This is a genomic window from Kiloniella antarctica (genome assembly GCF_042682825.1).
Lineage (GTDB): Bacteria > Pseudomonadota > Alphaproteobacteria > Kiloniellales > Kiloniellaceae > Kiloniella > Kiloniella antarctica.
In genome coordinates this window covers 417,084-440,514 of sequence record NZ_JBHUII010000004.1, presented here as the reverse complement: position 1 = coordinate 440,514, position 23,431 = coordinate 417,084, and the positions used below count along the sequence as shown (strand labels likewise).

Sequence of the window (23,431 nt, the reverse complement as noted above, 5' to 3'; positions counted from 1 at the left end):
GGGCTTATGGGCAAAATCCATCTAAATAATCAAAATTGAACGGGCCACAATATAGATCCCCAACAATAAGAGAGCGACAAAGAAGACGCGACGAAATATCTTTTCTGAAATTTTTGCACGTACTCTCTGCCCTATAAACACACCAATTATTGTTGGTAATAAAGCAGCAAGCGACTGCATTCCAAGTGATGCGTCAAGTATGTCGTTCCCCCTAAGGCTCAACGCGAGGGCGAGGGTCGACAAACTGAATAAAATGCCCAAGGCTTGAACAAGGGTGTCGCGTGAAAGACCTATTGCCTGAAGGTACATAGCGCCGGGTATAACAAATGATCCGGTCATTCCCGTGAGTACACCATTGATACTGCCTAAAGCAGGTGCAATCCAAAATTCTTGGCGTCGGGTAAAGCAAAGACGCATCCCTTTTAACCCTATGCTACCATAAAGGATCAGCAAGACCCCAAGAAGGAGGGAGAGGTGGTTCCAGTCAATTCTGGTTATTGCCATTGCACCAAGCCAAACCAGCCCTGTGGCTGGGAGTAAAAAGGGCCAGATACGCCAGATGATTTTTAAGGGATTTCCACCAGCCAAAGATTGCCAGATGTTTGTGAGCAAGGATGGAACAAGAATAAGAACCATGGCGGATGGTAAATCAACAACAGTGGTGAGAAGGCCGAGACTAATCGTAGGGAGACCAAGGCCAACGATGCCTTTGACTGTACCAGCAAAAACAAAAATGACAGCGATCAGGGCCATGGTCAGTGGTTCAATCATACTGGAACCATAACAGCTTCGGGCTTTTCTGGAAGATAATTTGTAAGGAACAATATCTTCTAGAGGAGCAATGTGTCTATGAGGGACAGCCTGTTTAGTTGTACCCTTCGTCGAAAGTACCGATGGTTTGTTAAGCCATCAGTACCAAAACGATGTTGATTTTTATGATTTAATTTCTATTGAAATCAAGAGTATCAGTATTAAATTTTTTAACCATTAATACTAGTTTAGCGAGTGACGAAGCCGCCGTTAACGAACAGGGTTTGGCCTGTTATCCATCGGGATTTTTCCAAATGTTGGTTGAGAGGGCAGCAGCCGAACTGGACGGGCCAAGGTGGGATTAAATGTTTATAGGGATGTTTTGAGTCTTTGAACTCGCTGTCGAATATGGTCAATTACGGTTCGTAATGGAAGGTTTGGCGTACCAATAAGACTGGATGTTGCACAAATGAGTGGGCCTCGTATGTTATACGATAAAGTGATAAAACAACCCAAACAGACCTCTTTGAGACACTTCGAGTAAGGTGTGAAAGCTTCTGCTCGAAGGCAAAAGCATCACACATTATTTATAATTACTCAGATATTGGCGTTTTGCTGAGGTCTCTTAAAAATAAAACCTTTGTATGTTACGAATTTATCCTGTGGCAGTTTGTTCTTTGATTAACTCTTTTTCTAGAGAGATTGGTACTATCACTTTAACCTTGGTGCCCTCACCCTTACGGCTGGTGATTTTTAGTTCACCTCTGATTTGCTCTACAAAAGCATGAACGATGGGCAAACCAAGTCCTGTTCCTGATAAATCTGAGGTAAAGGCATTTTTTACTTGTCCGAATGGCTTGACGGCCAGATCGATTTCTTCTTCCGTCATACCGATCCCTGTATCTTCGATAACGATATTGACATTTCTGTTACCCGGCCATGCGCGAATAGTGACACGGCCTTGCGCGGGCGTATATTGCACTGCGTTTGATATAAGGTTGATCAACACTTGATACAGTTTACCCCGATCCGTATTTACGGTTTCAGGTAAATCACTATCCACCAGCACTGAAACGGTTAGATTTTTTTTCTCAGCGTGCTTTTGAACCATGTTTGCAGCATCTGAAATTAATGTCTGCAAAATGATATCTGTCAGTTCCAAATCTTGAATATTTTGTTCAACCTTTGAAAGTTCGAGAAGCCCATTTACCAGGCTGAGAAGGTGATTACCTGATGAAAATATGTCTTCAGAATATCCAACATAAGTTTTGCTGATAGGTCCGAATGCCTGCGCTCGCATAATATCGGAAAATCCTAGTATAGCGTTTAGCGGTGTTCTCATTTCATGGCTCATATGAGCTAGAAAATTTGCCTTCATTTCATTGGCTTCTTTGATGCGTGTCGCTTTCCTTAATTCACGTTCGATTTCTTTACGTTTCGAAATATCCCGCAGAATACCAGTATATAGAACTTCGTCGTCAATCCTGGTTTCGCCGACTGACAAATCCAAAGGAATAACTGTCCCGTCTTTATGTCGCCCGACAACTTCACGACCAATACCTATAACCCGCGCCTCTCGGGTTTCCTCGAACCGTTTGATAAAATTGCGATGTGCTGCGACGCTGATTCCATTGGTAATCATGGCAATGTTCTGGCCCACGGCTTCCTGCGCAGTATACCCAAAAATTCGATGCCCGCTTTTACTCCATTGGCGAATGACCCCCAACTTGTCAATCACGATAATTGCTTCGATAGTGGTGTCGAAAATTGCCTGCAACCTTGCCTGATCAGCACGGGCCTCTCTTTCCGCAGCTGAACGTTGCCGGGCTTCATTGGCAAGGTTTCTGATACTTTCTTTTAAGCGGGCCGCAAACGCGGCTGTCGCGACGCCGCCTGCTAAGACCAATGTTCCCAGGCCAACAAAAATTGCCAGAATGACATCATCCAGTCGACCAGTTTGACTGCCTGCCTCTATGATTGGATAGAATATGGCCGCTTGCATGGCTATGTAGTGCATTGATGCAACGGCTAATCCTAGTGTTGTCGCTGCCGTTATCTGTCTGAAACGTCTATATGACGTCTGGCGCTGCCCGTATTCGACAACGGCCAGGGAAATATAGGATAAAACAATCGCGGCAATGACTGACAAAGCAACATAACGTGGGTCGTAAAAAAGAATAGCAGGCATTCGCATTGCGGCCATTCCAACATAATGCATGGTCCCGATGCCCGCCCCCATCAGCACCGCGCCTATCATCAACCGAAGCTGAAGGTTGTATTGCTGCTGACTGACTACAGAAAGCGCGGTCAGGCTGGCAAGAATAGCCGGAACGATTGAGATGGAGGTTGTCAGAAAATCATAAGAGATCCCGCAAGGTAGTGAAAATGCCAACATACCGATAAAATGCATACCCCAGATCGCGCCACCGAAGGCCAGAGCGCCCGCTACTTTCCAGAGCGTGCCACTTCCTACATCGTTGGCCGCTGCGAGTTTTTCGGCGCGGGTCAAACACATCATTCCAGCCCAGCCGCCAAATATCGCAATGGCAACTGATAGAGCAACTAAATCGAGACGAAAAGCTCCGATCAGTGGTATAGAATTACCTGGAAAATCGACAATCCCTGTAAAATAAGTGTCAAAATACATGCCTTAATTTGACTCCGGTGCAAGACATTTAACTTGGGCGTAGAATTCCCTTTTGTGGTGAATTTTAGGCATAAACAACGAATAATAGGTTAATGAGAGGTGCCTCTTTTTATCGTCCGTCTTCATTGTGTATCAATATCTGGCCTGAGCCCCAAGTTTCTTCTATTTAAAAGTAAAGATTTTGGGTAAATGATTTTTGGCTTTATGCTGCAAACTTGTTAATTTTACATTTCTTTTCATATAGCGCAGTCGGGATTATTTCTAACCAATTTAAAATCCGTTTAGTGGCTTGATGGCTGCTATCAATGGCTTTGTCTTTAAGGGTGAGTGTGTTTGCAATCTTGGCTTCCTAAAAATTTGTCCCCTTAAAACGTAGGATCGAATTAAAGGCACTGGCTGTTGTTTCGTTGCATCTATCCGATAAGGCTTTTTGAACAAATTTTCAGATATCACTTCATCCAAATCATGAATAATAACGAGCAGGCCTGTTGCTAAAACCAACATCTCCGGGCGTCTTTTTTTTCTTCAATTCTATGAGCTGGAGTTCTCAGAGTAACAACGGGATAGATTTTACGCCATCCCCATACAGCTTTTTCTAGGCTTTGGCCTGAGTTGGTAATGTCTGATGATCAACCCTCGCTTTAGTTGATTGATGGTGGTTTCGAGATCGTCTGCTTTCAAATTACTCTATTTTAAGCCGGGTGATTTCAGGTGGGAAGTTATGGTGTTGATATCTGTCACAAAGGCTGGCCTTTGGAAAGTAAAGAGCGGTCACGTCTATACTACTTGTGATCGATATAATTGTTTGTGTCCATGTTATCAGTAGTGGTTTTGCATGCTTACATGCATATCGACCTGGATGTGTTTGAAATGGAACTAATTTAACGAAGTTCTGACCGAGCAAACGTGAAGTTTAAATCAATAAGAGTAGTGATTTTTATATATGTAATGGGGATTTTGACCCGAGATTATTCGCGTAAGTCTTTGAAAATTAAAATACTCGTTACCAATGTTTCATTATTTTGAAATCTTAGTATTTTTTAAAGATTTTAGAATTATCTAAATCCTATCTTCTTGATCAAGTACTCAAGAACACTTTATCGATGGATTCTGAAAAAATTCAATAAAACACCTAATTTGCCTTTGGAATCAATTTTATGAAACAATTTAAAACGACCGGTAGAGAACTCTTTTTTGACGATGATGAAATCATTGTAAGTAAGACCGACCTTAAGGGTAAACTGACCTACACCAATCCTGTTTTTATACGTCTGGCCGGATATAGCGAAGCTGAATTACTTGGCAAACCGCATAATATTATCCGTCATCCAGATATGCCGCGCTGTGTGTTCCAGCTTTTGTGGGAAACTCTTGGGCGCGGCGAAGAGATTTTTGCCTACGTCATTAATAAATCGAAGAATGGCGATCACTATTGGGTATTGGCTCATGTAACGCCTAGTAGGAACCAATCGGGTAAAATTATTGGCTATCATTCCAACAGACGAACGCCGGATAAAAAAATCCTGCAATCATCAATTATCCCGCTCTACAGAGAGTTGGTGGCAATAGAGAACTCAACGTCTAACCGTAAGGATGGCATGGAGAAATCCTATCAAAAACTCCTGAGCGTGGCATCGTCACAATCAATGAAATACGACGAGTTCATTGCAAGACTTGCGGCTTAATAAGAATTACGAATAAGAGTTTAAGTTATGTTTTTATCAAATAAATCTGCCGACATTGAAAAGGTACTGACGGTTTGTAAAGCGGTTGCAAACGGGGACTTTGAAGCACGTATTGTTAATATTCCAGCCAAAGGCCAGATGGCAGAGCTCATGCACACTATTAATCTGATGATTGATCGTACGGATGCTTATATCAGAGAGTCAGCGGCTTCTTTGGAGTATGCCAGCCAAAACAAATACTTTAGACGTATTTCGACCAAAGGAATGCTGGGTGCTTTTGGCAGTGCGAGTGCAACGGTTAATCAGGCGATGGGCAGTATGGAAGAACGGGTAACGACTTTTTCTTCTATTGTCGGTAACTTTGACAGCTCTATGGAAACCGTGGTCTCGACCATTGCTTCTGCTGCAACAGAGCTCAATGCCTCTTCTGATGCATTGAATGTCACAGCTCAATCTACCAATGAGCAGGCAAACAGCGCAGCCTCTGCAGCTGAACAATCGGCGGTTAATGTGCAAACGGTTGCTTCTGCCACCGAAGAATTGACGAGCTCTATTTCCGAAATCTCTCGTCAGGTCACAAATTCTTCCTCAAAGGCTCAAGATGCCGTAGTGAAAGCCCGTGATACTCAGACGGTCATTGAAAGTCTTGCGGATACATCTGAAAAAATCGGTGAGGTTATCTTCCTGATCAAAAATATTGCAGATCAAACCAATCTGTTAGCCTTGAACGCTACAATTGAGGCTGCGCGTGCGGGTGAGGCGGGCAAAGGGTTTGCGGTTGTGGCGGCAGAAGTGAAAAATCTTGCTAATCAAACGGCAAAGGCGACCGAAGAAATCACCTCTCAAATCGGTGAGATCCAAGCCTCAACAGAAACAGCCGTATTATCTGTTAAAGATATTCATGATGTGATCATTGGTATCAACGACGGCTTTTCAGAAGTCGCCATTGCTTTGGATGAACAAGGCGCAGCGACACAGGAAATCGCTCGTAATGTGGAAGAAGCTTCGACCGGGACGGCAGAGGTTAGCTCCAACATTCGCTCTGTCACGGATGGATCATCCGAGACCCGTAACGCCGCACAGGATGTGGGGCAAGCATCTGGCGAACTTTCCCGCCAAGGTGAGTTGCTGAATTCTGGCGTGAATACTTTCCTTGCTGAAGTACGCAAGGTCATTTGAGAAAATATACCAACGCAGGGTATTATGCCTGTGTCTTGGATCAGAAAACTTATGAACAGGGGGGCAGAATGTTAAATCTGCACCCCTGAATAATGTTTATGATATAGGGGACTTAGAGCAGGGCAGTTAAGCGCTAGCGGGAAAAGTCCATCGTCCAGTTAACTTCCCAGGTGGTGCCGTTATCAGGAGAAAAAGCCTGTTCCCAACGTGGGATTTGTGTGTTGGTTCCCGTCCATCGAAAACGCACCTTGATCGGTTTTCCACCTAAAACATCATCGGCGTAAAACGTTCCGATACCATCCTTGAACTGGCCGAGTACCGGAACATCAAGGCTGTGGGGATTACGACCGTCGAGCCACCATATCGCCCATTTGTCACTGGCGGGATCATAGGTCCGCAAGGAGATCGCGCGGTACGGATTACCGGGCAAATCAAGCACATTGTCATCCATGTTACCCCCGTAGTTTTCTGGTCCGCCGAGTAATGGTTGAGCGATCATCTGTCCGCCAAATTCCTGCCAGTTATCTGAATTGATTAAACGCTCAACAAGGCGGCGGTGGTGCACGTTCCATGTCCCCATTAGAAAATCAAAGGCTCTTACCTGATCTTGAGGGGCCTGATCTGGGTGTGTTGGCGCGTTTTGGGCGGCTGTATTTGTCATGTGATCTGTCCTGCTTTTTTTGTGGATATTTTCGTAGTGCGCACAAACTATTCCGCTATACTTGCCAAATAATGTCAGGTTTTATTTGGATGCTAAAATAAATGCGGGCTTCGCGTCTTCTATCGATCCTCATGCGTTTGCAAAAGGGGCAGGTCACCGCCGAGCAACTCTCTGCCACGCTCGAAGTTTCCGTGCGCACCATCTACCGCGACATGGATCACCTCAGCTTTGCAGGTGTACCTGTTTATGCTGATCGTGGCCGGGCAGGCGGGTTTCAGCTCCTGGATGGCTGGACCATGCCGCCGACGGGTCTGACCGGAATAGAGACCGAGGCGCTGTTGCTATCGGGCTTGCCCGATCAGGTCCGGCAGCTTGGCCTGCACGCCGCCATGCTCAGCGGGCAAGACAAAATCATGGAAACCCTGCCCGAGAGCCAGCGGGAATTTATCGGCAAAATATCCAACCGGGTGCATGTGGACCCGGTTTCATGGTTTGGCAAAGAAGAGCCCGCTGACAAGCTGCACGATATCGCCGATGCGGTCTGGAACTGTCGCCGCCTGTCGTGCCATTATGAAAGCTGGCGCGGCGTGGTAGAACGCACAATCAACCCGCTCGGCCTTGTCGTAAAGGGTGGCACCTGGTATCTGGCCGGGGAGGTGACGAGAGATGAAAGGCGCGAGGTTGGCAAAGACGTAACGAAAGAAATAAAAGAGGGACAAAGGATTTACCGGGTAACAAAGTTCCAAGAGATCAAGGTGCTTAAAGAAACGTTCAGCCGACCCAAAATTTTTGACCTCGCAGAGTTTTGGCGCCAATCCGTCAAACGCTATGAAGCCAATATCTATCGTACGACAGCCAAACTCAAGCTCAGCGCAGAAGGCCTCCGCCAAATTCACAAACTGGGCGACCCCGTCGCAAAAGCCGCCGAACTAAGTAAATCCGGCTCGGATGCTGAGGGGTATTTTAACGTCACTATCCCCATCGAAACCCTCGACCAAGCCTGCTCCGACCTCCTGCGCCTCGGCTCCAGCTGTCAGATTTTAGAGCCGCGGGAATTAGTGGAGAGGGTAAAGCTGGCTTTAAGGAATATGTGTGATCTCTACAGGTAAGAGTTGGCTTTTAAATAACCATCGAAGCTATCGTATTTCATAATGCTTTCATCCGTCCTGTAGTCTATGAAAAATCCGGGATTATCGAGAATTTCGGACTTCAAATTTTTAGTACCAATTTTAGATATTGCCTTTTCCAGAGTAGAGATACACTCCTCTTTTGATTTAAATATAAAATTAGGTTCCCCATCGTCGTGGGTACTCATCGTACCAATATTTTCTATCGCTATTTCAAAGTCGATTAGACCCAGTTTGGGTTCAGATTTGAAATAACTAAAGAGCTCTTGAATAGTCGAAATACAGGGAAGATCTTTTGCTGATATCCAGTCGTTTTGTTTGTAGCTTTGAGCTTCGAAGTCAGTGATTTCAATATTTGTCTCAAGCGCAAAATATGACAAACCTTGCCGGGTTGATAATTCATTCAAATAAAGCTCAAAACCACGTGTTGTTTGTTCGTATCTGAATAGATGTAATCTAAGATAATTACACATAATAAGTAATTACGATCTCCAAATGATCAGGTTTGATAACTTACTATATCTGGAAATGGTTTAAAGGGAAATACGCCCATTAGTTGTTGTTTAAGCTTTTCTTCTTAATGTCAGGTACGCAAAAGATGTCAAAATCAATACGTATGGAAGGTATCGTGGAATTGGTTGATTTCAAAGAAGCTATTTCGAACCATGAGATTGAAAAAACCAAGCTTAGAGCAACCCTAGCAGAGGCTCACCGTTTGAAAGATCGTTCTAAAATTCACGACGAACTATTTTCATCTGCTGCAAAGAGGTATCGAGAATTTACATCGATTGTGGATGATCTCACGAATGCATGTCTAAAAGATGGTATTGTGACAGACCCTAATCTCCGTAAATTTGTCTTCGACTATATTCAATGCGATCCTTACTTTTATCGATCTGGTTATATCTTAGAGAAACTGCTTCAGCGTATTAAAAAGTTAAAATTATCAACGGGTGAGAAAAATAAAATTCAAGTACTTATTCTTCATAGGATTGAAACTCGAGCATTACGAAATTTCCGAAATATTTGTAGATTGATTCCAGTAATATCTGATGATGATTTTCATCAAGCAGTGCTTGATAGGTATCGATCAAAGGATGAAAATGTTAGAAGGCGTGCAGAGTTCGCCTTATGCTATTTTCGATAAATTTAGCGAAGTTCTCAGAAATTTATCACTTTTTGGGATAAGTTCATAAGTCCTTTATAGTGTTGTTGATGTGGTCATCAAGCAGCTTTAAAACACGCGATATTCGTCTTTAAGTGCGCGACCTTGCTGGTTCCGGTCAAGACGATGCCGGAAGATATGGTGTTTTTTATAAAGCCAAAGGCTTTGGTAATTTCATCGTGGGGCGAGGCGTTGTTTTTGATCATATGTCCCATGTTTAAGGGGCGGTTAATAATGGGCTTGATATTGGTTTCGTTCAATAATTCAAGGAGATCTTTAAGCGCATCATTTTCAAAATTAAAGGGGAATTGTAGAAAGTCATACTTCCCGCTTGAGCAAGCGGTTGTTGCGCCTTTCATGTCTGAAATACTGGCACCAAAACGGTGAATACCGAGGGTTTTTGCATAGGCCAACGCTTCGCTAATATCTTGAGATTTCAAAACGCTATCTGTTGCTTTGTGAACTTGCAGAATATCAATTTTACCAAGCAGATCCATGCTTTGATCCAGACTGGCTTTCAAACGTTCAAATGAATGATCAACAGTGGTGGATTTGCTATCGTCGCACCAGTGTTCTCCAAATTTGGTCGCGACGGTGATGTCATCTAACCCGCCGTGAGCTTTCAAGAATTCTCCAAAGATTTCTTCACTGGTGCCATAGGCCGGGGCTGTATCAAAAAACCTTATTCCGAGAGCATAAGCTTGTTCTAATAGCTCGAACGCTTGCCTTTTGGAGGGCGGTTCTGTGTTTGCTGCGCCCCATTGCCGACCGATTGAAAGCAAGCCAAGGCCGAGATTTAAACTCTTCACTGTTTAGCCCTTCTTGGGATGGAAATAGGATTGCTCATGGAGGGTGATTTGTGATGATGCCTCACCGACAACGGCAACCTTTCCCGTATGAATAGTTTGGCCTCGTATGAGGCCGCGCCCTTTGATAACGGCGGCTCTAAGGTCTGGATCTTGGCCGCTAAAGGGATCTCCAGCTTCGAGGATGCAGTTTTGAACTGTTATGGAACCCAACACTTGCGCACCGTCGCCGAAGGTGGAGTTGCCAAGTAACATGGCCCCAGAGAGATACCGACCGTTATCGCCAATTTTGATACATGTACCGGGGCTGTTCGCTTTGATGCTTACGCCGCCTTCAGGGCCAAACTGGTTGCCGCTGCCAATTTCGATGACGCCACCCTCAATTGAGGGGTAGTTATTTTCAGAACCATTTGTGTCTGGGCCGGATGCTTCCAAATAGCTCATGGGATAAAAGGTATTGGCGTTCCCGATAACGATGGCCTCTGGCCTGTCGGCACGCAGGGTCACACTTGGATAAAAAACATTATCTCGGCCAATTTTTGCATGAACAGATATCAGGGTCGAAAAGGGATCAAGTACTGTGTTGCCCCTTTGAGTGAGCGCCATGGTCTCGCTCAGGGACAGAAACCCGTTGTCTCTTCGCTGGGTATCAATGTCAGAATACAGGTTTTGCTCAGACACTTTTGAGATCTTTCTTGAATGGTTTTCACGAGGGGAATGAACGACGTTTATTCGGCCGTAACAAGCCGGACACCAAAGCCGATAAAGACGGTGCCCGCGAAGGCTGTCAGGCCGCGTTTGGCTTTGGCCAGAGCTTGACCCATGACCCGAGTGGTAAAGGCGACGGCAACCAGCGCGTACCAGCAGAGGGAAATCGAAACCATGGTCAAGACGGATAGCGCGCCGTCGCTCCAAATGTAATTTTCAGGAAGGGCCGCGGCAAAAAGACTGGTGACAAACACAGCTGTTTTTGGATTTGCCAGATTTGTTGTCAGTCCTTTGAGGAAAGCACGTTTAAGTGATTTAGATGTAGTTTGTGATTTCTCAGATTTTTGTGACCAATCCATAGGTTTTCGTGCCGCCCAGATCATTTTTGTCCCCATCCAAATCAAATAGGCCGCGCCAACAAATTTAAGCACGACATAGAGCATGGGTGCCGCCGCAAAAAGAGCCGAAATCCCGAGCCATCCCGCGATCCCCCAAATCAATGTGCCAAGACCAATGCCAAGCACCGTCATAAGGGCAAAGGCCCTATTTGAGGTCGTCGCAGCCCCCAAAACCATAAACAAGTTCGGCCCCGGCGTTATAGCCGCAATCATCCATATGACCCCGACAGATATAAGAAAGCTCATGTTTGTTTCTCCTCAGATACAGCTTGAAAAAGTAACGCGAACAAGAGAGTGGTGCAATGGGAGGAACGAATGGCGTCTTGAGTGTCGATTTCATGTTATATGAAACGATAACTACATAACGAGCATGCCATAAGCCGTTAATAGATCAGATGCTTGGGATTTTGAGATAATGGCGCCCCGAAAATTTGCAGCGTCTCTCAAATCGACCAAGCCAAGGTCTGCGTCGCGAAGATCAGCGCCTTTGAACTTCGTCGCTCTTATGGACGCACCGACAAGTTTACAGTCCTCAAACTCCGTGCCGCAAAAGTCACACCCACCAAGATCTGCATCCGATAAGTTAAGCCCACGAAGGGTCTGATCTCTAAATGAAAATCGTTTCATTATTGCAGAAATCAGGTTGCACTCCTCAAACGTTACACCCAAGTTCCGGCTATTGGAAAAATTAGCGCCGAGTAGCTTACAGCCGACAAACTTCGTATGTGAGAGCTGTGTAGCAAGCCAACTTGATCCAGAGAAATCACATGACTTAACAACGTTCTCCATGCAATTGGCGTATGATAGGGATAGTCGGTGCCCTTTGCATCGTAACCAATGACAGTTATCAAGATTGGCATGTTCTAATGAGGCGTCTCGAAAGTCACAATCTTCAAAAACTGCGTTTGTCAGAGTTATATCTTTTAGTATTGCCTCGGAGAAGTCACAGCCAATGAAATGGAGGTCATTTGTTCGGTCCGAAATCAGATCGCCAATGTTCCCCTGATTGATTATCACTTCACGTATGACGTGACGAGAAGGGGCTGGTTTTATGGGGTTTTTCATCATAAAATGTCTTTTAAAATATCGTGATTTGGAAAGGGTAGATCCCATCTTCTGCGCCTTCAAGCGTGATTGAGGCGAATTGATCGTTGCTTTTTTCTAACTATCTGTTTGCTCTACTACTCCCAAGAATGCTCCTTCACTTCAACGTGTTGTTGCCATCAATACGCTGCCGCCGATGAGAACGCCGCCGCTGGCATAGCCGAAACGTTTTCGGGTTGTGTGGCTTTGGTTTAGGAAAAATCAGTGCCACCATCAGGGTTAATGGCATAGGAAAAAGTCACTTCATCACGGTCATCGTTACGAGTAGAATCTCTAATATCATGGATATGAATGACGGCGTAATTACCCTCATGATTTTTGAGAGCAACAAGCTGTCCCTCTTCAGGGATAACTGCGCGATTGGTGTAAACTAATGCTGTTACATCTCTTACTTCTTTAATTTGACCAGCTCCATGTATGAGTGCGATCTCTTCGATGTCAGGTGGATCATTATAAAGATAGATACTCTTATCACTGCGTTTGGAGAATTGAAGTGTAAATTGATATTCACTATGTCCAATAATAAATTTATGGTCGTTGCTCATATAGTCACATGTTATTCTACTTTTAAGCCGTTTATCTGCATATCCAGGTTTCCAAGGCCAATAAATGGCTAGAAGAGTAACAATGCCTCCTACAAAAACTACGACTGGCTCCAATGGAAACTTCCACTCGAGTAACTCAACAAAAAACCAGATTACAGATAAGCATAAAAAAGATATCCCAAGCCACAGTAGCCATTTCTTTTGGCTGCGTTCTAGGCGAAAAAGAGTGTTGTGAAACATATTTTATACCTGAATTACTGAATAAATACACGATTATAGGTGTTATTATTTTAGCCTCAATAGTTGTTTATGATTCTAGTTATAAACAAATAATTATCAAGGTTTCTCTTACTCTTAGCCCTTAATTACTCTCAATAATACCTTTGCGTTCCTTAATCCGCTGCACGAAAAAATCGATAAAGGTGCGGATGCGGGGGACGCGGCGGAGGTCATGGTGCATGAGCAGCCAGATGTCGCGGCTGCTGACAATTTGGCCGGGGGTGAGGCGGACGAGGTTGGGATCTTGCTCGCCGATAAAGCAGGGCAGGATGGTTGCACCGATGCCAAAGCGCACGGCCTCCAAAAGGGTGGCGACTGAATCACTGCGCAGGCGACATAGATTGTCGGGGATTTCCGGGGCCAGTCTCGGCCAGGTCGGGGTTGCTGATCCGTCGTCCCAGTTTAGCCAGACCATCTCTTCCAGACGCCCTTGCAGGCTTTCGACATACTCCCGTGCGGCGTAGGAAGCAAAGGTTGCGGTGGCAAGCTTGCGACCAAACAGTTCTTCGTTGGGGGTGTTGGTCGCATAGAGGGCGAGGTCACCGGGCAGGCGTTTGTCGTCGATTTCCTGAGTGCGGATACGCAGGTTTATATCAGGGTATTCTTGCAAGAACTCAGACGTTACAGACATCAGCAGGTGGTTGGAAAGGATATCCGTGGTGACGATATGAACCGTGCCGCCGTGATGTTCATCGAACCCGGCGATGTTCTGGTTGATCTCTTCGACTTCTTTTTCAAGCCGGGCCGCACCCTCAAAAACGGTTTGCCCTGATGGGCTGAGAATATTGCGTTTCGCCGTGCCCATAAAGAGGTTGAGGCCAAGCTTCTCTTCAAAGGCCTGTAGCTTGCGCGATACCGTGCTTTGGTCGAGGCCGAGGTGCTGCGCGCCAGCGGTAATCGATCCACTGCGGGCGACGGCTAAAAATATACGAAGATCATCCCAATTTTCCATCCATGCAATATAGCATGGTTTTCATGCATATCCATCTGTTTACGGTTTTTGTGCATTGTGTGAGGGTGATGCCCGTTACCGACAAGATACCAGTATCAAGATACCATCATCAAAGGAACCCCACCATGTCAGCATACTTCGTTGCGCACTTTGTCGTTAAAGATCCCGCTAAATTGGCGACCTATTCTCAGGCTGCGGCCCCGATTATCGCGTCTTTTGACGGTGAGTTACTTTTTAAGGGCGGTGCAGATGGCGTCTTAACGGGAAAAGACGCCTTACCCGGAACCGCTGTGTTCCGCTTTCCAAGCCAGGATAAGCTCAATGCCTTTTATCACTCCCCGGAATATCAGTCCCTGACCTCTGCGCGCGAAGCGGGCGCAGATATGGTGCTGTCTGCTTTTGAAGCGGCGTAAGATCTTTTGATCTAAACAACGAAGGAGCCAGTTGGGTGACCTCAACTGGCTTTCCTTTATGAAGGGGACAAGCCATGTCCAGATTTCCAGAAGGCACAAATATCTTTGTGATCGACCTACATTATATCGCAGTCTTTGAGCAAATAGACCCGCTGATCGAGGCCCACAGGGCTTTTTTGCAAAAATACTACGCGCAAAAAGTCTTCATCGCCTCGGGCGCAAAGGTCCCGCGCGAGGGCGGTGTGATCCTCGCTCTTTCCGACAAAAAAGAGAAAATAGAGGCCCTGATCAAGCATGACCCCTTTTATCAAAATGGCGTGGCCCGTTACAGGATTACGGAATTCAAACCGAGCATGATGGACTTTACCAAGTCAAATATATTTCAGAGTTCACTTATTATGTGCCTCAAACCATAACATGTTTTGTGTGTCTAAAATGACCGTTCAAAATCAGTGGTTGTGGGGAGGGAGCCGTTTATTATGTAAAAGGTCTTTTTGTATCTCCAAAAAGGGCTAAGCCAGCGCTCATCAACGATACCTCAGGCATACCGGGGATTTTTCTGAGAAGGTTATTAAAAAATTGAATAAAATTGTACAAACCTAATAAAGTTAGGAAAATGCAGTTTTTTTTGAATTTTATAACATATTCAACCACTAATTACATTAAATTGTCATTGATATCAGTGTGTTATGATATTTTTAAATTTTACATATAAAGCATAAATCACTAATTATTTAATTTTTACCAGATAAAAAACTATAAATTTAAAGATTTACAAAATTATATTTTACTAATACAGCTTAATAGAGTGTGGATTATCTAAAATCAACCTTTTATAGTAATTTATCACAATTATAAAACAGCAGATATAAGTCTGCGATGTGAAAATACGTACAACTCTTAATAACAAAAATAACTCTAATGGTTGTGCGAGCAGGGAGCTTTAAAGTGTCTATGACAACTGTACCTGTACTTGTTACAGGCGGTGCAGGATTTATTGGGTCTCATTTATGTGAGGCACTCATCAACCGTGGCCACCATGTTTTGTGTATTGATAACCTTCAAACCGGAAGTTTGGATAATTTAGCCGGGTTTTGGGATCACCCAAAATTCGAATTCTGCCAGCATGATATCATTGAGCCGTTATCAGTTGATGTCAGTGCGATCTATAATCTGGCGTGTCCGGCGTCTCCGGTTGATTATCAAAAAGACCCGATCCATACCTTCAGAACCTGTGTTCTGGGGGCACTTAATATGCTGGAACTGGCTCGAAAAAAACGGGTTCCCATTCTTCAGGCCTCAACCAGCGAAGTGTATGGCGATCCGGAACAGCATCCGCAAACAGAGACCTATTGGGGCAATGTTAATCCGATTGGCCCCAGAGCCTGTTATGACGAAGGCAAGCGGTCCGCCGAGACGCTTTTTTATGATTATCACCGGGCTTATAACGTCGATACACGGGTTATCCGCATCTTTAATACCTATGGTCCGCGTATGAAAGCGGATGATGGCAGGGTGGTTTCCAATTTCATCACAAGCGCCTTGAAGGGGCAGCCGCTTACGATTTACGGCGATGGCAAGCAAACCAGATCTTTCTGTTACGTAGATGACTTGGTGCGTTTGATTTTGGCCTGTATGGATCGTGATACCCGTAACGACACGCCAATCAATGCCGGAAATCCGGAAGAATACACAATGATTGAACTTGCGGAGTTGGTTATGGAACTTGTGGAGGGGGATAGTTCGTTAATCCATCATCCCTTGCCAGTTGATGATCCTCGAAAACGCAAGCCCGATATCTCTGTTGCGAAGGATGTCTTGAATTGGGAGCCGGAAATCTGTGTGCGGGACGGGTTGTCTAGGACCAAAGATTATTTCGTAAAAACGACCGATGGAAACCGTTTCCAACCTCTTGGTTGGGATCATAAATTAGAGGTTGCTCATGCCTGATTATATCCCGGTTTTGGTCACAGGTGGCGCTGGCTATGTGGGAAGCCACGTATGCAAAGCCTTGAAGGGAAATGGAATTTTGCCCATTACGTACGATGACCTGAGTACGGGGCATAAAGAAGCTGTTCTTTGGGGGCCTCTGGTGTGCGGTGATATTGCGGATCGGCAGAAACTGGAAAGTGTTATCAGAGAATATGCGCCTGTTGCGGTTTTACACTTTGCAGCACGCGCCTATATAGGGGAATCAATGGGGAAGCCCGCCGAGTATTATCGGACGAATGTTGCGGGCACTTTGTCATTGCTTGAGGCAATGGAGCATACAGGCGTCAAACGCATTGTTTTCTCCAGTACCTGTGCGACCTATGGTATTCCTGAAACACAACCCATTACCGAAGATCAGATTCAAAAACCCATAAACCCTTATGGGCATACTAAACTTACAGTCGAACAAATGTTGCAAGACTTTGAGAGTGCCTACAGCATCAAGTCGGCAATATTGAGGTATTTCAATGCTGCCGGTGCGGACCCCGAGTGTGAAATCGGGGAAGACCACGACCCGGAACCACATCTTATTCCAAATGTTCTTTCTGCGGTATCCAACCGAAGCCCTGTGGTTATTCATGGTGATGACTACCCAACGCCGGATGGAACCTGTGTCCGGGATTATGTGCATGTCAGTGACTTGGCCAGCGCACATGTTGCGGCTGTCAGATCCTTATTGAGCGGAGCAGACTCTTTTTCTTGTAATCTTGGAACTGAAAGAGGCGTGTCAATCCGTGAAATTTTGACCACAGTCGAAGAGGTTACAGGCCGATCTGTACCGCATCAAATCGGTCCCCGCCGCCCAGGCGATCCTGCAACTCTTGTGGCAAATACAGCGCGCGCAAAAGAGCTTTTGGGGTGGACCCCGTGCCATAGTGATCTGGAGACGATCATCAAGACTGCCTGGTCCTGGCATCGCCGCCAGCAAAACAAATGTGCGGCTTAATTCTGAGTAATTGAAGGTTCGAAGTATAATGAAAATTTCTGCAATCGTTCCCTGTTTTAACGAGGACGAAAATCTGGATGCAGCCTATGAAGCCTATACCAAGGCATTGGCGCCCTATGATGATTACGAAATTATCTTTACAGATGATGGTAGTACGGATCGCTCTTTGGAGATGATCAAGGCTTTTGCTGCCAAAGACGATCGCGTTAAATACATTTCATTTTCTCGAAACTTTGGCAACTGTGCTGCTTTTCGAATTGGCTATCGCTACGCCCGTTTTGACTGGTGTATTCAATACGATTGCGATTTGCAATCACCGCCCGAAGAATCATATAAATTGATCGAAAAAGCTCAGGAAGGCTATGATGTCGTCTTTGGTATCCGGCGTGATCGGGACGATCCCTTTTATCGGGTTTGGGGAACAAAGATCCAGCAATTCATAGCGGAGCGTCTGTTTGGGATTGAAATTCCGATCGGTGCGTCAGTGTTCCGCGTGATGCGTACGGCTGTTGCGCGCGATGTCATTAACTATCCGGCGCGCGCTCAATACTTTATTGCGACAGTACCCAAGGTTACGCACAACTACGTTTCTGTTGAGACAGATCATCACGCACGTCGGGATGGGGAGTCAAAATGGACGCTCTACAAGATGTTCCAGCACAGTTTTGATTTGTTCCTTGGCTTCTCGGTCATGCCTTTGATGTTTATATGGATTTTGGCTGGAATGGCTGTCGTTACCGCAATGGGAAGCCTGTTTTTGAGTGCCAATACTGCTTTTTTAAGCGCTGCGATTGCCGCAGGAAATTTAATCGGTTTGGGGATTGTCGGGGAATATATCAAACGTCCCTTTAGTAATAATCTGCCCTATAAACAGATTTACGTCCGTGAGAGTAACATTCCTGAGTGTCAGCAGGATTTCAACACACGTGATCTTTTGGAATATGGCCAAAATCCACATAATGCGCCGGTTCTTGTTGCAACAGGTGAGGGATCTTAAGTCATGGAACTGTCTTATGATACGCCTTCGGTATCCAACTCTAATCATGTGACGGATGAGGATAATTTTGAAAAGGTAAATTATGCAGCAGGGAAAACCGTTTTAATCCTTGGGGCCAGTCCTGATCAACTGCCGCTGTATCAGGTTGCAAAAAGGGCTGGGGCCTATGTGATCGGTGCAGACGCAAACCCGAATTCCATAGCGCGGCCCTTGGCTGATCAATTTCTGTTATTGGAAAGCCGTAATGCCGAAGACATTATCAGGATGTTGGATGGTAGAACTTTGCACGGCGTTGTTTCGCCGGGGAATGATTCCTTTCATGAAACAATTTATGATTTGGCAAAACATTATGACTTGCCTAATCCGCCAAGCCGGGATGCGGTTAATGCGTCATGTGACAAGGGGTTCTTTTCTTCTCGGGCGCAGGAAATCAATGTATTGGCGCCGACGCACTGTACCTCGCACGATATCTCTGTCTTACGTGAATTTGCCAAAACCCGCCAACTTCCCCTGATTGTTAAGCCGGCTGATTCTTCGGGGAGCAAGGGGCTTTCCTTTTTAACGGCCCTGGATCAATTGCCTACGGCTTATGAAAAAGCATCGTCTGTTTCACCGACAGGGCTGGTGATTATTGAAGATTACCTATCGGGCGAACAATTTGGTGTTGAAGCCTTTCGAGTGAATGGGCGTTGTGTTCTGTCGGCTGTAAGCCAGCGGGGGCACACAGGACCCCCAGACTTCCTTGTCACACAGCATAAGGTTGGCTTTACGTTACCAGAACTTTTAGAACGGGAACTTGTACCGACGATTGAGCACATTGCTAATGCGTTAAATATCCAGAACGGTCCTCTTAATTTCGATATTATTCATACCTCAGATGATCGGATCTGTTTTATCGAAATGGGCGCACGTCTTTCCGGTAACGGTTTTCCTGCGCTGGTTCGGGAAACCTATGGTGTGGACACCCAAGATTGGGTGTTACGATTGTCACTTGGTATGAAGATTGATGTCCCCGGTGACTTTTTGAGATCAAAAAGTTACGGGATACAACAGGTCTTAAAAGCACCAAAAACGGGAAATTTAAAAAAAATCATAGGATTGGAACGCATAAAGGAACATCCAGCATGTAAACAGGTAACGCTATTCGTTGGACCTGGTGACGAAGTTCGGACGTTTGAGCGTACCGTTGATCGTCTGGGGGTGGTGCTCCTGGTACACGAAGACAAAATGTTATTGGAGCAGGGGCTTGCTTTTGTTGAGTCTGAACTCTCTTTTGAAATAGAAGATACATGCCAGTGTGAAGAAGCTGGCGTAATGAAGCTGGAGTGTTAAATGTCTAAATCTACGAAGTGGTCAATTTTCTTTGGCATGTGTGCGGTTTTGCTTGGTGGCTATGCTATTTTGCTTCTACCTTCTGAGCGTGAAGTTAAAAGTCTTGGCATTTTTATTTTTAAGTTAACCCCGTTTTTGTTTGCTGCACTTGCAATTTCGCTATTCGATCCGGAAATTTTTAAACGGTTACGCGTGACGGTGCCGATAGCCTATATATGCTTTGCCATCTTTTTCTTTTTCTATGTGCCCAAGATGTTCTTTGATGTTGCTTTCAGGGATGCCGGTAATCTTTATTACATGACGCTATTGATTGTCCCGTGCTTGATACTGGCCTTTGCCCTTATGTACCGCATGGGCGGGGGATCAACGGGGATGGTTTTGAGGATCGCCATTGGTTTGTTGATACTGATGCTGTCAGGTATCGAAGATCTCGCGTTCTTGACTATTAACCCCCATGAGGTCGGAAAGTATAATCCAATTCCCGAAGTCTGGTCGTGGGCGTCACACATGAAGGTTCGGATCGGACATTATCCGACGAAATACGAAGCTTTTGCCTTTATTGGTGTTCACGTAGTCTTGGCTCTGACGGTTGCTTTTTATCACTTTCGCTGGCTCTCCCCGGTTGGACGTTATCTTGGGGTATATGAAACCTCCAAGCCGGATCCCGTTGAGCGCGAAGCTTATGCAGGTTCATGACCGACTATCGCATTGTCATAACGGAAGATCCTGCCGATATTTCTCAATCCGGTTGGGATGATGTTTCCGGGGATAGATTACATTCAAGCTATCGATGGCAATGTTTTTGGACCGCGGCACAGGCACCGACCTGGCCTCGGAGCCGGACTTCGATGATTGCGGTTTATGAGAATGATCATATTGTTGGGCATTGCGGTGCCTATCGATATCCTTTTCCCTTGCCGTTTAATAAATCCTGGCAAAGGCGGGTTGCCCGTTCGGTTATGTGGCCCTTAAACCCGATCAATTTTCATAAACCGCCTGTTGTACATCCGCTGGCTGATCCAAATAAGGTGTTGCCTTTGTTGTTAGAGGGCATTGATCAATTGCGTCGGCGCTGGTTGGCGCCAGCTACACGGTTAGTTATGTTGGATAAAAAACAAGACGAGCTATTGTTCAAGCATTTGGCACAAAAGGGTTATGCTTTTACGCCCGGTATAACTGATACGCGCTTGGACATTACGTGGCCATCTTTTGATGAGTATTTGAAAAGTGCGATGCGGAGCAAACATCGAAATTTTTTGGCCCGGTGTTATCAGAAGGCAACCGAGGCAGGGGCAAACTTAGAAGTTCTTCCCCGTCCTTGGGAACACAAAGATGAAATTATAAAACTGCTCCGGAATGTTGCTGCACGTAATCGAAGCGAGACGCTTTATGCGCCTGATTTTCTGGACGCGGCGAAAGGATATCTGGAAGACAGAGATGTTGTGGTTATCTGTGCCCGGGTAAAGGGCAAAATGGCGGCCTGTACCATTAATTATCGGGATCATAATGTTCTCACCCAGAAATCTCTCGGGGTTGACTATGAACTGTCTCAACCACTTAATCTATACCGTCTTATTATTGCCGAAGGGATTAAGTATGCGATCAACAATGGCATCAGCCGGGTAGGCTGTGGGTTTAGTCAGTATGATATCAAAAGCCGCCTTGGCTTTCAGCAGGCCGAGACGGCAACAGCTGTTAAAACCTGGCCTTCTGGTCTTGCGCGGCTTTTTGCTTATCGATCCGGATCTATGACAGCAGTGCAAAAGTCTTCTCCCGTCTCAAAGGTTTCCCCGGTCTCAAAGGTCTCAAAGGTTTCCCCGGTCTCAAAGGTCTCAAAGGTTTCAAAGGTTTCAAAGGTTTCCCGGTGAAAATTCTGACAGAAAAGATGCGTTTATTACAGAACACGATACTTCTTATGGGTTCGATGGTTTTGCTTCGCGTCTTTTCTGCCGCAACAACAATTGTTCTCACCCATTGGTTGACGCTAGAAGATTACGGTCGGTTTTCTTATGGGCAGTCTGTGGCCTTGTTGTTGATGTTCGGTGTTTCTGTGGGGCTGCCGACCTTTATTGTTAAAGATCTCGCGGGGAAGACCGAGAACGCGGCAATGTTGTTAACATCCTGCCTGAAATTGATCGTATTTTTAACGCTTATTGAATGTACGGTGGTCGGGGCGATATTTCTTTTCGGAGGCTTTCCGCAAGGTTTGGCTGGAACGGTTATCCCGATGTCCATTGGGGGCGGTGCTCTTGCTGGCAACATGGTCATGCAAGCCTTCTTTCGGGCCTATGACCGCTTTGCTCTACAGGCCACTTTATTATCTCTTCAGGGGGTAATGATGTTGGTGATCTTGTTGACCGTGGCAAAGCTGTTTGATAGTTCAGCTGCTGTGGCATGGGCCTTTGCGGGCAGCACGGGGTTTATTTTTTCTGTTCACCTTGCTTTTACAATTCGAATTACGGGGTGGTCGTGGTTAAGCCAATTCCAATTTACAGAGCTTTTACGCAAGACGATTTCTTTTGGCCTGATTGACTGGATTATGGCTGGGTATCCCTTGGTGGTTGGGACGGGGTTGTTGCTTTTTAAAGGCGCAGCAGAAGTTGGGATTTTCTATGCTGGCTTTGCTGTTTTTGGTGCAATTTCCATTATGGCCCTTGTTCTGGATCAGATCTTTATAAGAGAAATTCTTCGATCTGACCGGGGGCAACAAATAAAAATAGCGCGGACATATATCGCAATTGCGTTTGTTGCAGGTGTGAGTGCCGGGGCGATCGTGTTTTTTAGTGCGGGTTTACTCGCGTCACTATTTTTTGCAGAAACCCAGCCGATGCTGGTGCTTGTCCTCCAAATGTTTTCTTTTGCCTTGGCTTTTCGTTTTGTTGGGATGGCATCCAGTAGTTTTGAGCGTTTAAACGGTGCGCAGAATAAAATCCTTCTGATCCACTTTACCGGTTTGTGTTTATTGATGTTGGTTATGCCCTGGGCGTTGCAGTGGGGATTGGTCGGCGGCGCGGCAGCAATGGTTATATTAGAACTATGTCTTGCAATTGTTTTTGTATTTCGCACATATTTCCTTGGAAAAACTCTCTGTATCCCCCTTGCGGGTAAACCTTAAACAGCCTTTCAAAATTTTTTCGAAGACAGAGATGTTTTGGATAAGGGGGCTTTAAAAATGGAAGATATGCGCATGATCTTTAAAGGTGACGACGTATTTTATCGCCCCTTGGCGCAAGATGATTTACCCGCACTTTACAGTTGGGCCTGTGATCAAGAGGTCACGAAATACAGTTTGTCCTGGTATGTTATTCCCAAGCCCATTGAATGCCATAAGACGTGGCTAGCCGCGCTTATCGCAAAAGATACATCGGTTGATTTGGCGATCTGTTGTAACGAAACTCAAAAGATCATTGGCTATAGCGGGATTACCGCTCTTAATCTCATCAACCGCTGTGGAGAGTTTTATATCCTCATCGGAGAACAAGACTATTGGGGCCGGGGCATTGCAACGGAAGCGACTAAGATCATCACAGAATATGGCTTTAAGAACCTGGGATTACATAGAGTGGAGCTTACCGCTTTCGCCGATAATCCTGCTGCAATCACGGCCTATAAAAAAGCGGGCTTTATACATGAAGGCATAAAGCGTCAGTCAGGTTTCCGGGATGGTCAATATCGGGATAAAGTAATGATGTCGGCTCTTTCCTCTGAATGGATGAAATGAAACTTTCGATCTCTGCTAAGATTT

General features: G+C 45.4%; 24 protein-coding genes. 14 read left to right on the top strand and 10 right to left on the bottom strand.

Annotation, left to right across the window (positions count from 1 at the left end):
* Positions 1–21: 21 nt before the first annotated feature.
* Together ACFSKO_RS09050 and ACFSKO_RS09045 are read right to left on the bottom strand one after the other, a co-directional pair.
* Positions 22–771 (bottom strand): sulfite exporter TauE/SafE family protein, encoded by a 750-nt coding sequence (locus ACFSKO_RS09050; protein ID WP_380250675.1) that lies wholly within the window; start codon positions 769–771, stop codon positions 22–24.
* Between the two features lie 634 nt (positions 772–1,405).
* Positions 1,406–3,397, bottom strand: a complete 1,992-nt coding sequence (locus tag ACFSKO_RS09045; RefSeq protein WP_380250673.1) for a sensor histidine kinase — start codon at positions 3,395–3,397, stop codon at positions 1,406–1,408.
* A 1,157-nt stretch (positions 3,398–4,554) separates the two neighbouring features.
* On the opposite strand from ACFSKO_RS09045, the gene ACFSKO_RS09040 reads away from it, so the two are divergent.
* Positions 4,555–5,082 carry a PAS domain-containing protein gene (locus tag ACFSKO_RS09040; protein ID WP_380250671.1) on the top strand — a complete coding sequence of 176 codons (528 nt, stop codon included), beginning with the start codon at positions 4,555–4,557 and terminating at the stop codon, positions 5,080–5,082.
* A gap of 27 nt (positions 5,083–5,109) precedes the next feature.
* On the top strand, positions 5,110–6,261 hold the full coding sequence (locus ACFSKO_RS09035) for a methyl-accepting chemotaxis protein (RefSeq protein WP_380250669.1): 1,152 nt from the start codon (positions 5,110–5,112) through the stop codon (positions 6,259–6,261).
* 133 nt (positions 6,262–6,394) lie between these two features.
* Here ACFSKO_RS09035 and ACFSKO_RS09030 read toward each other — a convergent pair whose 3' ends face one another.
* Positions 6,395–6,922: a DUF1579 domain-containing protein gene (locus ACFSKO_RS09030; RefSeq protein WP_380250667.1), complete on the bottom strand. Its 528-nt coding sequence runs from the start codon at positions 6,920–6,922 to the stop codon at positions 6,395–6,397.
* A gap of 101 nt (positions 6,923–7,023) precedes the next feature.
* On the opposite strand from ACFSKO_RS09030, the gene ACFSKO_RS09025 reads away from it, so the two are divergent.
* Complete coding sequence (locus ACFSKO_RS09025; protein ID WP_380250665.1) at positions 7,024–8,031, top strand: helix-turn-helix transcriptional regulator; 1,008 nt, start codon at positions 7,024–7,026, stop codon at positions 8,029–8,031.
* Here ACFSKO_RS09025 and ACFSKO_RS09020 read toward each other — a convergent pair.
* Positions 8,022–8,456 carry a hypothetical protein gene (locus tag ACFSKO_RS09020; protein WP_380250663.1) on the bottom strand — a complete coding sequence of 145 codons (435 nt, stop codon included), beginning with the start codon at positions 8,454–8,456 and terminating at the stop codon, positions 8,022–8,024. The genes ACFSKO_RS09025 and ACFSKO_RS09020 overlap by 10 nt on opposite strands.
* 191 nt (positions 8,457–8,647) lie before the next feature.
* Here ACFSKO_RS09020 and ACFSKO_RS09015 point away from each other — a divergent pair, with 191 nt between their 5' ends.
* Positions 8,648–9,196 carry a hypothetical protein gene (locus ACFSKO_RS09015; RefSeq protein WP_380250661.1) on the top strand — a complete coding sequence of 183 codons (549 nt, stop codon included), beginning with the start codon at positions 8,648–8,650 and terminating at the stop codon, positions 9,194–9,196.
* A gap of 77 nt (positions 9,197–9,273) precedes the next feature.
* Here ACFSKO_RS09015 and ACFSKO_RS09010 read toward each other — a convergent pair whose 3' ends face one another.
* The 6 genes from ACFSKO_RS09010 to ACFSKO_RS08985 all read right to left on the bottom strand — a co-directional run bounded on the left by ACFSKO_RS09010 (position 9,274) and on the right by ACFSKO_RS08985 (position 14,006).
* The gene (locus ACFSKO_RS09010) at positions 9,274–10,023 is read right to left on the bottom strand and encodes an aldo/keto reductase (protein ID WP_380250659.1); all 750 of its coding nucleotides are present in this window, start codon (positions 10,021–10,023) and stop codon (positions 9,274–9,276) included.
* Between the two features lie 3 nt (positions 10,024–10,026).
* On the bottom strand, positions 10,027–10,701 hold the full coding sequence (locus tag ACFSKO_RS09005) for a hypothetical protein (RefSeq protein ID WP_380250657.1): 675 nt from the start codon (positions 10,699–10,701) through the stop codon (positions 10,027–10,029).
* A gap of 47 nt (positions 10,702–10,748) precedes the next feature.
* On the bottom strand, positions 10,749–11,372 hold the full coding sequence (locus tag ACFSKO_RS09000; RefSeq protein ID WP_380250655.1) for a LysE family translocator: 624 nt from the start codon (positions 11,370–11,372) through the stop codon (positions 10,749–10,751).
* Between the two features lie 111 nt (positions 11,373–11,483).
* Positions 11,484–12,194, bottom strand: a complete 711-nt coding sequence (locus ACFSKO_RS08995) for a pentapeptide repeat-containing protein (RefSeq protein WP_380250653.1) — start codon at positions 12,192–12,194, stop codon at positions 11,484–11,486.
* 227 nt (positions 12,195–12,421) lie between these two features.
* A complete protein-coding gene (locus ACFSKO_RS08990) occupies positions 12,422–13,015 on the bottom strand; it encodes a hypothetical protein (protein WP_380250651.1) in 594 nt (197 codons plus the stop codon).
* Positions 13,016–13,136: 121 nt separating this feature from the next.
* A complete protein-coding gene (locus ACFSKO_RS08985; RefSeq protein ID WP_380250649.1) occupies positions 13,137–14,006 on the bottom strand; it encodes a LysR family transcriptional regulator in 870 nt (289 codons plus the stop codon).
* Between the two features lie 125 nt (positions 14,007–14,131).
* On the opposite strand from ACFSKO_RS08985, the gene ACFSKO_RS08980 reads away from it, so the two are divergent.
* From ACFSKO_RS08980 to ACFSKO_RS08935, 10 genes are all read left to right on the top strand, one after another.
* The gene (locus ACFSKO_RS08980; protein WP_380250647.1) at positions 14,132–14,419 is read left to right on the top strand and encodes a DUF1330 domain-containing protein; all 288 of its coding nucleotides are present in this window, start codon (positions 14,132–14,134) and stop codon (positions 14,417–14,419) included.
* A gap of 74 nt (positions 14,420–14,493) precedes the next feature.
* On the top strand, positions 14,494–14,835 hold the full coding sequence (locus ACFSKO_RS08975; RefSeq protein WP_380250645.1) for a YciI family protein: 342 nt from the start codon (positions 14,494–14,496) through the stop codon (positions 14,833–14,835).
* Between the two features lie 538 nt (positions 14,836–15,373).
* On the top strand, positions 15,374–16,369 hold the full coding sequence (locus tag ACFSKO_RS08970; protein ID WP_380252249.1) for a UDP-glucuronic acid decarboxylase family protein: 996 nt from the start codon (positions 15,374–15,376) through the stop codon (positions 16,367–16,369).
* A complete protein-coding gene (galE, locus tag ACFSKO_RS08965) occupies positions 16,362–17,357 on the top strand; it encodes a UDP-glucose 4-epimerase GalE (protein WP_380250643.1) in 996 nt (331 codons plus the stop codon). The genes ACFSKO_RS08970 and galE overlap by 8 nt, the downstream gene beginning before the upstream one ends.
* A gap of 28 nt (positions 17,358–17,385) precedes the next feature.
* Entirely contained in the window at positions 17,386–18,354 is a 969-nt protein-coding gene (locus ACFSKO_RS08960) for a glycosyltransferase family 2 protein (protein ID WP_380250641.1), read from the top strand.
* A 3-nt stretch (positions 18,355–18,357) separates the two neighbouring features.
* Positions 18,358–19,686 carry an ATP-grasp domain-containing protein gene (locus ACFSKO_RS08955; protein ID WP_380250639.1) on the top strand — a complete coding sequence of 443 codons (1,329 nt, stop codon included), beginning with the start codon at positions 18,358–18,360 and terminating at the stop codon, positions 19,684–19,686.
* Positions 19,687–20,382: a hypothetical protein gene (locus tag ACFSKO_RS08950; protein WP_380250637.1), complete on the top strand. Its 696-nt coding sequence runs from the start codon at positions 19,687–19,689 to the stop codon at positions 20,380–20,382.
* Entirely contained in the window at positions 20,379–21,554 is a 1,176-nt protein-coding gene (locus ACFSKO_RS08945) for a GNAT family N-acetyltransferase (RefSeq protein ID WP_380250635.1), read from the top strand. The genes ACFSKO_RS08950 and ACFSKO_RS08945 overlap by 4 nt, the downstream gene beginning before the upstream one ends.
* Positions 21,551–22,801: an MATE family efflux transporter gene (locus tag ACFSKO_RS08940; protein ID WP_380250633.1), complete on the top strand. Its 1,251-nt coding sequence runs from the start codon at positions 21,551–21,553 to the stop codon at positions 22,799–22,801. The genes ACFSKO_RS08945 and ACFSKO_RS08940 overlap by 4 nt, the downstream gene beginning before the upstream one ends.
* A 57-nt stretch (positions 22,802–22,858) precedes the next feature.
* A complete protein-coding gene (locus ACFSKO_RS08935; RefSeq protein WP_380250631.1) occupies positions 22,859–23,407 on the top strand; it encodes a GNAT family N-acetyltransferase in 549 nt (182 codons plus the stop codon).
* The last annotated feature ends 24 nt before the right edge of the window (positions 23,408–23,431 follow it).